Origin of the sequence: Chitinophaga sp. W3I9 (genome assembly GCF_050434025.1) — a bacterium.
Classification (GTDB): Bacteria; Bacteroidota; Bacteroidia; order Chitinophagales; family Chitinophagaceae; genus Chitinophaga.
Window position 1 is genome coordinate 5,104,925 of the sequence record NZ_JBNPWC010000001.1, and the last position, 12,932, is coordinate 5,117,856.

General features: G+C 44.3%; 9 protein-coding genes. 2 read left to right on the plus strand and 7 right to left on the minus strand.

Annotation, left to right across the window (positions count from 1 at the left end; genetic code table 11):
- Window positions 1-23 precede the first annotated feature (23 nt).
- Both QFZ51_RS20940 and QFZ51_RS20945 read left to right on the plus strand, forming a co-directional pair.
- Complete coding sequence (locus tag QFZ51_RS20940) at window positions 24-770, plus strand: alpha/beta fold hydrolase (protein ID WP_429048560.1); 747 nt, start codon at window positions 24-26, stop codon at window positions 768-770.
- 68 nt (window positions 771-838) lie between these two features.
- Window positions 839-1,801 carry a helix-turn-helix domain-containing protein gene (locus QFZ51_RS20945; RefSeq protein WP_429048562.1) on the plus strand — a complete coding sequence of 321 codons (963 nt, stop codon included), beginning with the start codon at window positions 839-841 and terminating at the stop codon, window positions 1,799-1,801.
- Window positions 1,802-2,184: 383 nt separating this feature from the next.
- Here the strand turns inward: QFZ51_RS20945 and QFZ51_RS20950 are convergent, their stop codons facing one another.
- From QFZ51_RS20950 to QFZ51_RS20980, 7 genes are all read right to left on the minus strand, one after another.
- Window positions 2,185-2,907, minus strand: a complete 723-nt coding sequence (locus QFZ51_RS20950) for a glycosyltransferase family 2 protein (protein WP_429048564.1) — start codon at window positions 2,905-2,907, stop codon at window positions 2,185-2,187.
- Window positions 2,908-2,966: 59 nt separating this feature from the next.
- The gene (locus QFZ51_RS20955; protein WP_429048565.1) at window positions 2,967-4,031 is read right to left on the minus strand and encodes a TauD/TfdA family dioxygenase; all 1,065 of its coding nucleotides are present in this window, start codon (window positions 4,029-4,031) and stop codon (window positions 2,967-2,969) included.
- 36 nt (window positions 4,032-4,067) lie between these two features.
- Window positions 4,068-6,491 carry an ABC transporter permease gene (locus QFZ51_RS20960; RefSeq protein WP_429048566.1) on the minus strand — a complete coding sequence of 808 codons (2,424 nt, stop codon included), beginning with the start codon at window positions 6,489-6,491 and terminating at the stop codon, window positions 4,068-4,070.
- A gap of 44 nt (window positions 6,492-6,535) precedes the next feature.
- On the minus strand, window positions 6,536-7,450 hold the full coding sequence (locus tag QFZ51_RS20965; RefSeq protein ID WP_429048568.1) for a glycosyltransferase family 9 protein: 915 nt from the start codon (window positions 7,448-7,450) through the stop codon (window positions 6,536-6,538).
- Between the two features lie 40 nt (window positions 7,451-7,490).
- A complete protein-coding gene (locus QFZ51_RS20970) occupies window positions 7,491-7,685 on the minus strand; it encodes a hypothetical protein (RefSeq protein ID WP_429048570.1) in 195 nt (64 codons plus the stop codon).
- Between the two features lie 29 nt (window positions 7,686-7,714).
- Window positions 7,715-12,049, minus strand: a complete 4,335-nt coding sequence (locus QFZ51_RS20975) for an SDR family oxidoreductase (protein ID WP_429048572.1) — start codon at window positions 12,047-12,049, stop codon at window positions 7,715-7,717.
- Between the two features lie 75 nt (window positions 12,050-12,124).
- The gene (locus QFZ51_RS20980) at window positions 12,125-12,895 is read right to left on the minus strand and encodes an SDR family NAD(P)-dependent oxidoreductase (protein ID WP_429048574.1); all 771 of its coding nucleotides are present in this window, start codon (window positions 12,893-12,895) and stop codon (window positions 12,125-12,127) included.
- Window positions 12,896-12,932: the final 37 nt, after the last annotated feature.

Genomic DNA, 12,932 nt, shown 5'->3' on the forward strand with positions numbered 1-12,932 from the left:
AAGAGATTTCAATCAAACATTGTATGAAAAAATTAATCTTTATTTTAAGCATGATCCTCTCTTCCTTCGCGTACGGACAGCCACACCATCCCCGTACTTTTCTCTTCGTTCCCGGTGCATGGGACGGCGGGTGGGACTACGCAAAAGTGGATTCCATTCTAAGCGCACATGGCGACATCGTTTACCGCCCGACACTTACAGGCCTTGGAGAAAAGGTGCATCTCTCCAACCCGGATATCAACCTGACCACCTACATCAATGATATACTGAATGTGATCAGGTTCGAGAACCTGCACAATGTCATCCTGGTAGGTCATAGCTATGGCGGCATGGTCATTTCAGGCGTGGCGGAACAGGCGCCTGAGCGCATCCAACAGCTGATTTACCTGGATGCGATGGTACCTGACAACGGCGAAAGTGCAAAAGACGTGTGTGGCGACCTCTGGGAGCCAATGACAAAGGGCAATATCAAAGATAACATGGTGCTTTATCCTTTCGGTCCCGCAAAGCTTACTCCGCCGATGGATGTGCCACAGCCATTGAATACCTTTACTGAACCGCTGCAGATCAGCAACCCCATGGTTAAAAAGATTCCAACCGCCTTTCTCCAGATGACGAAAGACGGTAAGGGAAGTCCGGCACACGATAAAATGGGAATATTGAAAGCCAGGGCAAGAAAATGGAAAATCTATACACTGGAGGGCGGACACTACTCCATGCGTGAGCAACCGGAAAACCTGGTAAAAAAGCTGGAAGAGATCGTACGGTAATAGCTCCCGGGGAAAAGGACGGGTATATGCCTGCGGCAATCTTAAACCATTTATCAGTAACTTAGGATATGGAAAACAGGGTGATACACCGGATAAAAACGATCAGTGAATACCATAAGGTAATGGGCCTTCCCAAGCCGGAACATCCGCTGATCAGCATTGTGGACTACGGGTCTATACAGCTACCCTGCAAGACCAGTATGGGTTTCATGTTCGACTTTTATGCTATCCTCATCGACAGGGATTTTAAAGGCAACATGAAATACGGGCAGCAGTCGGGAGACTTCGAGGAAGGCGTACTTTTTTTTATGGCGCCAGGTCAGGTATTTGAAGTGAGTGTTGAAGAAGCGGAAAACACCAACCGCTCAGGCTGGGTATTGCTCATCCATCCCGATTTCCTATGGAAAACTACGTTGGCAAAGAAAATCAGGCAATACGACTTTTTTAACTATGCTGTGAATGAGGCACTGTTCCTATCGGATAAAGAAGAAAAGTCCATCCTTGCCACCATAGAAAGCATGGCGCAGGAGTACCGGAATAACATCGACAAATTCAGCGACCCCGTGATCATTGCGCAACTGGAATTGCTTTTGACGTATGCGGAGCGATTTTACCAGCGGCAGTTCATTACCCGAAAAAAATACAGCCATACGATCCTCGACCGCTTAGAATCCTTACTGAATGAATATTTCAACAGCGACCGGCTATCCACAGAAGGAATACCCACCGTTAAATATGTGGCCTCTTCATTGAATGTTTCTGCAGGATACCTCAGCAACTTACTGAAAGCGCTGACCGGGAAAAGCACACAACACTACCTCCTGGACAGGCTCATTGAAAACGCAAAGGCGCAACTATCCACCACGAACCAGTCGGTGAGTGAAATTGCCTATGGATTGGGGTTTGAACACCCGCAATCATTCAGCCGGCTGTTCAAGTCAAGGACTAACTTGTCGCCTTTGGCATTCAGGGCAAGCTTCCACTGGAACACGGAGGCTGAACGATCAACAGTTCATACAAAAATGAAGTAGCTAAACTGGTCCGGAAATAACATCATCAAAATACCTATATTTCATATAACGCGTCAATTGAATCATCCTAAAACATAGGCCTTGCTGTGAAAAGAAAGCATCATGGCACAAAGGTGCTGAATATGGTTAACTCCATCCAACCCGGGGTATTCACAAAATTCAGCCCCAACGCGTACAGGTCACGATTGAACCGGATATAACTAAATGGCTGTAATGTTTGTGTAGATTGGCTTTCAGAAATTGTTTCAACTTCATTTATCCTGACATCACCTAACATTGGTCAAACGCAACGCGGTGCAGCATTTGGGATCTGTGAGGGTTAGCACAATTTAATATTTATCTTCGTAATGGAGCATATTCACAAATCTTATCCGACAATTTATCTAATTACTACGCATCATTTTTAGTTTTAGAAAAAATCGATTGACATTTTTCACCGTAGTGGAAATTAAACCATAGTTATGACGAATTTCTAAGCTTTCGTAAGTTCCCAAGGGCCTGGATGATATCCCTCCCAGATAAAAATTTGCCAGAACGGCTTCAATAAAGTAAAAGCCGGCACCTTGTTTCCTTAACCTGAGCATAAATTCATAATCTGACGAAATTTTATACTTAAGGTTAAAATCACCATACTTTTCATAGGAAGTTTTTTTCACAAAGCAAGCCGCGTGTTCTATCATTCCTCCTGACAATGTTGAACTATCGTTACCTATGATGCAAATGAATTTTTCTGAACTTGAATAAACCCTCATTAAACCATGAAATACGTCATACGTTGGATTTTCCAGGTATGCCTTTGCAACAGCATCTAAACATCCGGGCTCAAGATGATCACCACTATTTATCAGGCCAATAATTTCTCCATTAGCATTCCTGATCCCTTTATTCATAGCATCATAAATACCCGAATCCTTTTCTGAAATAAATTTTGTTATCCCGGACTTATATCCGTTAATGATATCAACTGTTCCGTCTGTTGAACCTCCGTCAATAATTATATACTCTATAGCCGGATAGGTTTGACTAATCACACTGTCGATTGTTTTTGCAATTCCCTTTTCATTATTATACACCACGGTGACAATAGAAATCAATGGCTTCTTCATAAATTTGTTATTAATTTGGAGCATTTACTTAGAATATGCCTGTTAAAAATAATTTTGTATTACACATTGAACGAAGCCGCGGAGTATCCTTCATCATAAATGGCCTCAATGATAGCTGTGGCGATTACTCTTTCGCCCACATATGGATTGCGACCATGTGAAGTAAGCATATTGTCCAGGAAAATGACGTCGCCCTGTTGGTAGGGAAATACTACTTTATTTTTTTCATACGCATCCCGGATGTTACAGTACTGACTGTAACTAATGATTGATCCATCTCCAAAAAAAGTATCGGAGCTGAGGTAATCGTCCGGCAGGAAATCATCAACACCAAGCCCCAGCTCCTCATAACGGGAATACTTGTTGAAGAAGAATACATGGTTAAACCACATTTCTTCTCCGGAAACAGGATGACGGTAAACAGCAGGTTTTACCCATTCTATTACTGCATCATTTTGGTCTTTGAAGGTGCAGGTGATATCATTCCTCCTGCAAATATTCAGTGCCACCTCTTTATCATTTGTTTGAAAAACCTCCTGCCATGCCATTCCCATTCCTTCGAGCAAATTCCGACGATACTTAACGCCGGTTTGCCGGAATTTCGCCACCACATCCGGGTGTATGCTTTTCAATACAAGGCGAGAATCTGCCAATGGTGTTTCGCCTCCACGCTCCGCTACCTTAAGGCAACAGAAAACAATCTTCTTGCCCCATACACGGCTATACGACGATTCATTGTGCATATTGATGGATCTCTCCTGTGGATATGTGGTAGACAGATAAATATTCTTCGTGGACGAGGAGAGCTCCTTTCGGGGAGAGGATCTGAACAAATAAGGGAGCGGGTCTGTATTAAAGCAATTCATAAATTCTTTAAAATCCGCAGGCCCACTGATATGGAACCCTCTGAACAATACGCCTCCATGATGTATCAGATCAGCCTCGAAAGATGCTTTGTTGGCTTTCATCCAACTGCTCAGATTTCCGTTAGCTGACAACGACGTAATTACCAGAGGCATTAGCTGATCACCACCATTCAGCAGCGATTTCTTTATTTCAGGAATGACGGTCCCTGTTGCCGGGCTCTGTGGAGTCGGCATATTGTCAAAAATAATATCTTCCATTGTTTTATTTCAATGAGTGATAAAAAGATGAGGATCTCATTTATTTTTCAAGTTGTCAAGCGGTTTTGTACGGGCTGCTTTCATAGACTGGAAACTGACAGTGAATAAAGCAATAAACAGGGCCATGGCGCCGGCAATGATAAACATCCACCAGCTAATACTGATCCGGTAGGCGAAATCATTTAGCCACTTGCTCATTGTCCACCAGGCAATGGGGATCGCAAAAACAAAAGCAACCAACACCAGTCTCACAAAGTCTTTTGACAATAGCATCACTACGTTTAAGATACTGGCGCCAAGTATTTTCCTGATGCCAATCTCCTTCCTCCTTTGTTCGGCACTAAAAGCGGATAAGCCAAATAGTCCGAGCGATGAAATTATAATGGCCATAATAGCGAAAGATCTGATAATACGCGAAAGTGTAAGTTCTCCTTCATATTGCTTTTCCACTTCACTATCCAGGAAAGAGTATTCAAAAGGGGTATCAGGAAGATTCTTTCTCCATATCTGTTCTGCTTTACCGAGTGTATTTTTGTAATTATCGCTCTTCAGGCTAACGAGCAAATTGGAAATATCGCCGTTTTCCGGATCATACATCAGCAAAAATGGATAGATATCCCCATGAAGAGAGTTATAGTTAAAATCCTTCATCACGCCAACTACTTCAAATTCCAATGGAATCGAATCGTCTTGTTGTGAGTAGATTCTTTGACCTACCGCAGTATTGGTATTCCAGCCCATTTTCTGGGCCATCGTCTCGTTTATGAGAACAGTTGCCGAATCGGTTCTCCGGAAATCCCTTCCTGTTAGCAGTTTTATTCCGGTAGTTTTAAGATAATTCTCATCCGTAAGAATGAATTGCGCATCTTTTGCGGTGGTGGAACTTCCGCCCCTTGGAAAGAAAGGCCAGTCATTGGTCACTGCCTGGCTCGGATAACTATTGGTGCTGCTTACGGCCAGTACCTCCGTCTGTTGCTGCAGCTCGGACATGATAGCACGCATGTGACTTTTGGTATTGTTTGTATGAAAGGTGAGGATCAGTTTCTGTTTCTTTTCATAGCCCAAATCTTTATTCTTGATATAGTTCAGCTGGCAGTAAATAACAACAATGCCTATCATCAGCATGATGGACATAGAAAACTGAAACACTATCAGCAGATGCCGCAGGCCCGCCGCCGACATACGGTTGGTAAAGTCTCCCCGGATGACTTTTATAGCCTGGAATGCAGACAAATAAAATGCGGGATAACTTCCTGCCAGGACACCAGTGAAAATTAAAATCGTCAGCAATATCAGCCAGATGCGGTAGTCAAAAAAAACAGTCCACCTGATGTCCGTACCTGTTAACTGGTTCAGGTAAGGCATGGCGGGCACCAACAACAGGAGTGCCAGCACAATGCTGATAAACACCATTATCATTGATTCGCTGAGAAACTGCCGGACAAAATCATATTTCACGGCCCCCATAACTTTTCTTACCCCTACTTCCTTCGCCCGTTTGGAAGCGAAAGCGGTAGACAGGTTCATAAAGTTAATACAAGCGATAAACTGAATGAGAATAGCCACCAGCAAGAGCAGGTATAAAAATGCTTTACTGATTGGCTGCGTCATTTCATTCTCATAACCTGTAGTAGTATGAATGTCACTCAGCGGCTGCAGATGCAATTGCTTTTTCATTCCCAGTTTTTCAAGCCTGGCGCCCCCATATTTATTCAGGAATTCCGGTATCTTTTTCTGCAATGACGTTACCTTCGCGTTGGGATAAAGCCTCACATAGGAATGTACAAAGTTATGACCGCCCCAGTCATCATCCGTCTTTACATCACCGCCTATGCCGCCGCTGTTCATTGTAATAAACAAACTGGCACGGATATGCGATAGTCCGAGACTTTCATCAACAACAGCGGTAACTTTATAATCCTTTCTTCCCTCAGCATTTTCGATTTGGATAATTTTACCGACCGGCGATTCGTGCGGGAAGATCTTATCCGCTGTTGTCTTCAGGAGCACCACCACATTGGGCTCTGCTAAAGCATTGATTGCATTACCATTTACAAAGTGGTAGTCAAAAACATCGAAAAAAGTAGAATCCACATACACCATATCTTTAGCATAGTAGGCGTTCTCATGATAGGTAAGCAGGCTCTCTTTGATATCCCTGGTACCTACAACACGGGTGTACTGCTGCACCTCCCCGAACTCCATCTTCATTACCGGCGCCACGGGAGGCGAAGTAGTGGCAAGCTTTACCTGATCCCCCGTTGGGCCCAGTGTGGTGGTAATGCGATATATTTCCTGCGCGTGTTTATGGTAATTATCATAGCTAAATAGGTTCTGCACATAAAGAATAATATACAAACAACACAATGTACCTGCAGACAAGCCTATAATGTTGATAAAGCTGAATGTTTTGTTTCTGGACAGATTTCGGATAGCAAATTTCAAATAGTTCCTGAGCATAAATAATGGTTAAATAAGATGTTAAACGAATCAGCCCGATTGAATCATGGTTCGGATACCTGCAGTAATGACTCCAAGGGGTTCCGGGTTTGTTGCCTGTTCCTTATTTGTTTGTCCAGCGCTGCTTTCACTTCTGCTACAGTAATACCCGTCATACAGCGACTTGAATATGGACAAGGGCTTTTCCAAATATAATCAATACAGGGAGCACAATGTAATTTTTTAAATAAATTTATATTATTGTCATATCCCCATACAACGGGGGTAGAGGATCCGTACAGACCAATACCCGGCGTATCAAATGCACTGCTGGCATGTAAAAAAGAAGAAACCACTCCAATAAAACTTGCAGAATATTTCAAAATTCCCAATGCCTGACGGAAAGTAGTATCCCCTCTCAGATCCACGGCGCCTTTAATAGACTGCTCCGATGGAAGTCCCAACTGTAAGAAGGTATACTCCGGAGAGGAAGCCACCAACTCTTCCCAGTATTCCAATGGCCACATCTGATTCGTGGAGGTGATAGACGTAACGTGAATGGCCACCGGGGTCCTGTAGGCCGACAGCTTTTGTTTGGCCCATTCCTCTTCCGCGCCTGTCAGGTATATCTGTACTTTATTCCTTTCCAGCTTTACGTTGAAGATCTCTTCGGCTATAATTTCCGTTGCATGTTTTTTAAAAAACAGGCTTGGAAGCATTTGGCCATAGTTCGGAATCAGAAAACGCGCCAGCTTGAAATAAGACAGAAAATAAGCCAGCATATTAGATCTGAAAGCATTTGATCTGACATCATCAATATAGGGGTTGTTTTTGTAAACCTCCATATGTGATTTTGAGGTGCAATAAATAATAACCTTGCAGGTCGGGTCCTTTTTTTTCAGGGCTTCAAAGGAAGGTGTAGTTAACAACACATCTCCTAAACCTCCCCAGGAGATTACGCGGATTATTTTTCTCTTCATATTGAACATTAATAAATAGAAATGAGTAACCAGAATATCTTCAGTCAGTAATCATCCATTCCAACTCACGGACAGCACTTGCCCAATTACATTTCTCCTTATGCAGAAATTTCAGCAGCGTGTAATCCCTGTCCGGATGCCGCTTCAGCATCTCTTCATTCAGTTTTTCTTCAATCAGTACTGCATCATGCTGAATATGGATGATTCTTTCCAATATTTCCTCCTTTGTTTTCATACTTGGCATTTTATAGTGAAAAATGATGATCAGGACCGATGCTGTACTTCTCCCATTGCATCAGTAACATCTGACCAACTGGCAACATTACGATAGCCTGCGGGCGGCTCAAAGTATCCGGCACTAATACCTTTCTGGATCATACGGGAAAACCATTGCAGATCAGCCTTCGGGAAATAAATACCGAATGTGGCCAACATATCAACAGACCTGTTATTATTGTAGATGATCTGTCGCGGCGTTTGAAGATATCGCTGAATCCAGGTATCCATAAGATCAATATCTCTTTTCGAGCCGGCGGGGCCTTCATAATTGTTTATTTTCTCCTTGAAAGCAGACGTATCAACTACGTCGATGACATAACCCATCTGCCGAAGCAATTGTACAACCGCTGTAAATGGCAGGCATTGAGGATTCTCCATGTGTACACAACGTATATCCGCATGGATCTTCTCAAGACAAAATGCGGCAATTCCCTGTGCAACAATATCTACGTAGGAAAAAGACAGCTGCTCCTGATAGGTATCCGGAATATGTCGCAGCAAAAGCATCCCTTTTAACACCTGGAAAATACGGTTATCTCCAACGTTCTTCTGGAATTTACCTGTTGCAGAGTCTGCCGCAATATGACTCACCCTATATATCCGACCCTGCCCTCCTGTATTGATAAACTCCCGGATAAGTTGCTCTGCCTCAAACTTGGTTTTTTCGTAGTTGGAGATAAAAATCTGCCCGTAATCGAAATCATCCTCGCTAAACTTCCTTTTTATGCTATCGCCAGGCATACCACTTACTGCCAATGTAGAAACGAAATGTATTTTCATCCCTTTACCGGCAGTGGCTAATTCAATTACATTGCGGGTACCTGTGATATTGGTTTGGGCCAGCAATGCATAATCACGCAGGAGGTTTACATCTGCACCGGTATGTAATATAACATCTGTTTCATCCGCCAACAGCTGATAATCTTCAGCACACAAGCCAAAGTGGCTTTCAGACAGATCCCCGTTTATAACGCGCACTACCTTATCCCAGTTAACGGGCACATTTTGAAAGTAATGCTCGTAACAATGTTTCAATCTCTTAGCTGCTGCATCCCGTCCCCCGCTCCTGACCAGGCAATTGATTATCCTGGCTCCCTGTGTTATTAGCTGATGCAGCAGATGAATGCCCAGAAATCCAGTAGCGCCGGTAAGAAAGATATTCGCTGGCTTTGCTGCAGCTATTGCGGAATGTAACTGGTATAACGGTTGACCTACAGAGGGCATATTGCTTTTCATAAAAGGCAGGACCGTTTCATCAAATGAGCAATTTCTTTCCCGCAGTGCATTTTTTAATATCTCAAAGAAACGTCCAGCAACAGCGCTTGCTTTCGCTCCGGAACACCACTGAAGATCATACTGCATGTCTGCCACCATCCGGTTACCAATAAACCGTGTAGTAAATGATATCTTATACTCCTGCTGGGCACTCATGCTTCGTGGCGATCCGGGATTGAAGCATGCGGGAACCAGCGTAATTTTTCCGTTTCCAAATGTTTCCGGAAAATATCCCAGGTAGTTAAATTTAACATCAGGTGGTCGTTCCCTGTTCTTTCTATTTATAAGCGGTGGCAGCAGGTTAATATTATTGGCTGCAGCTGCTTTCTCATGAATCAGGCGTGAACAATATCCGACGGATAGTTTTGCTGCTTCCAGATGTACCGGCCAGGTAGTAGCCCACCAGGCAACAGACCTGCTAAGGTCAGGAAGATGATTATACCTGGGCCTTCCGTGATACTCTGTATCTACCGTAAGTGCCGGCAGGGAATATTCATCCAGCAACGCGCTGGAAAAAGAATACATCAGCAAACCACTTAGCAAAGATGGCGTCCCCTGCAAGTCCACAAATCTGAGGGCGGCAGATATTTCTTCGGGAATGGTGATACATAACACTTCCAGGGCATGCTGTCCGTCGGTTTCCGGCACCTGCTCGGGTAGTCTGTGTATACGTTGGGGCACGCTGCCATTCAATAACGCTTTACTTTCCTCCGCCCCTGCTTCTATCTCGTTAAAAAATCTGCCGAGTGAATCCTCCGGCACTATGGTGGGATGATTACCAGATAAAAAATGCTCGTAATAGTCAAATAATTCACCAATAATGATATGCCACGATACTACATCAATGATCAGATGATGCCCAAGAAAATAAATATAATCGTTACCCTTATTATCGATAAATAGATGAACGGAGAACAACAACCGGTCTGCAGATATCTCTTTTAAAAGATGCGCCGCCACCTCCTGGATTTGTACTACTACAGGTTTTTCACTGTCCAGCACTGTCGTTTGCAAATGTATACCGGTGGTTGACTTTTTCTCCATACTGAAATGTCCTCTTATCTCCTGGAAATACATACCGAGTTGCGGATGCCCTTCCAACAAACATTTGAGTGCCAGAGCCAATTCACGAATGCTGATTTTTTCCGTCGCCTGCAATAGTATACTTTGACAGTAGTTGGCGATATCAAAGCCTTTCTGCTCAAGGAGCCGATGTTGCGAAATGGTCCATTGCTGCACCTTTTTCACCGGCTGCGATGACACCTTGTAGTTACGCTCTTTTTCCGGTGCCAGATCCAGGAATTTTCCAAACTCCGGAAAATTATTGATGTCAGATATACTCACCTTATATCCAAAGCGTTGCAGCCTTCCAATAAATTGTATAGCCCGGAGCGAGTCCCCTCCCGTTTTAAAAAAGTTATCAGCCGGCGATACCATCGTACTTCCCAGCACTTTCATCCATGTTTTACTAACGAGCCCCCGCCAGGAAATTTCATGTAATTTCGTCCCACCAGATTCCCTGGCTTTCGCATCCTTTCGGAACGATGCTTTCAACGCAGGCAGGTCCAGCTTTCCATTGGCGTTGTAGGGAGTGACAGTATAAAAGTTAAAAACAGTGGGTACTTTGTATTTCGGAAGGCGTTCCTGAAGCCATATTCTTAACTCTTCTGTATCAAGGGTCGCGTCTTTTCTGAGCTTGATGTATACTTCTATTACCGGATGACCTAAATGCATAGAAGTATCTGCGGCAACGGCGGCTACTTCAGGCCGGGCATAAATGGCCAGCTCTATCTCGCCCAATTCTATCCGATGCCCCATTACCTTTACCTGACGATCTGTTCTGTAAAGAAATTCATAATTGCCGTCACTCAGTTGCCTGCAAACATCGCCCGTTCTGTAGCACCGCACTTTCCGGCCGGCAAATTCCCTGACAAGGAATTTCCGTTCATTTTCTGCCTCATTATGCAGATATCCGACACTAATACCCGGCCCTCCGATATAGAGTTCTCCGGTGTCGCCCTCTTTGTTTTCCAGAAAGCAGATCCCCTCTCCGAGAGGTGTACCCATTGGCACAGAGCCGGTTTTAGCAGTAATTGCGCTGTCGTGATCGATGTGAAAAGCCAATGCACCAACCGTAGCTTCTGTTGGCCCGTAGTGATTGAAAAGCTTTGTACATAATTTTGCGGAAACAATGGCGTCTACCACATCCCAGCCCAGCTTTTCACCTCCCAGGATAATGCAATCAAGCGGCGTTGTATAGGGTGCAATATTATTGCCGATAAGAGAAATCAAATGGGAAGGCGTAATCTTCAGCAGGGATACCTTCTCCTCTTCCATTATACGATTGAAGCATGCAGGATCCGTTGCTTCTGTTTTATTGATCACGCGCAAGGTGCCGCCAGCTACCAACGCTATCAGCAGGTTAGTAAGCCCTAAGTCTGCCGCCATAGTAGATACATGCGCCGCCACTACATGGTCAGGACTACCAATCCGCTGATAAATGGCATATGCATAATGCAGTACACTGCTATGTAATATCTGCACGGCTTTAGGTTTACCAGTGGTACCACTGGTAAGCAGGATGTAGCAGAGGTCCGGAAAACCAGAGACATCGGGAGTATCATACACCGCAGCGGATAACCTGGCAGCGCAAAGCTGGGAAAGCTCCAGCAAAGGTATATCGTGCGCCGCGGTAACAGCTGGTTGTCTGGTTTTATCGAGTACCAGGGCGCCTGCCTCTACTTCCTTTATCTTGGCGATGTTAACGTGTTCACCATCCTCTTCATCGAGCATAACAGGGATGCACCCACCGAGTAATATCCCCCAAAAGCTGACAATGGTTTCCACATCCTTTCTGCCAATACACACCACCCTGTTTCCCACAGCCACCTGCTGCTCCTTCAGTGATGCCGCAAGCTGTTGGGCAAATTGCAACGTTTGCCTGTAGGTGAGTGAACACCCGGAGTCTTTTATGGCCACTCTGTCAGGAAATTCCCTGCAGATGCTTAGAAAGAGTGACGTTAAATTTATATGAGGAATGTACATTTGGAGACGGAATAAGTGACCTAACTAATTACAATCTGAAAACTTATTACAAAAGATCCACTGCAGGCCACGCACTTATGGATAAGCCTGACGGGTAGGCCTGATAGAAATAATATCCAGGTTTACATTGCCCGGTAAGCCCACCAGAAAGCTGATAATGCCTGCAATATCAGCAGCCTGCAAAACAGGTCCGATCTCACTGGCATATCGCCCGAACCATTCCGGATCATAACCAGCAGTTTCCTGGAAGGAAGTGGCAATCATACCAGGTTCAATCAGTGTTACACGGATACCCTTTGGCCCAAGCTCCCGCTGCAAAGCGGTGGTAAGCCCTCTGGCCGCGAATTTTGTGGCGCCATATACTGAGTTGAAAGGGGAAACATTTCTTCCTATGTTCGATCCTAACACAATAATATCCAATGGATGCGTGATCGGATTTCGTTCGGCGGCGATATGTGCGGTCATAATCTCACCGGCACATTTCAACTGACGCATCAGTCCATTAAAATTGGTATTTATAATATCATTCCACTCGTTTTCATCCGAGTTCATCACCGTTCCTGGAAGTCCCCGGCCCGCACTGGCTATAAAAATATCGGGTAAAACATTCCATGTGTAAAGACATTTCTCGCAGCACTGATCCATCACCCACTTGTCTGATACATCACCGGAAACCCATATGGCGCTCCCCGCGGCAAACTCATTAATCTCCTTGCAGAGCGCCTCCAGTTTATCTGTATTTCTGGCATTGAGTACCACCTTCACGCCTTTACGACTCAGCTCCAGGGCAGTAGCTTTGCCAACGCCTGAACTCGCGCCGGTTATAATTGCTATGCGATTATTCATTAAGAAATTTTTTAACAGCGTATGGAAATAATAAAAA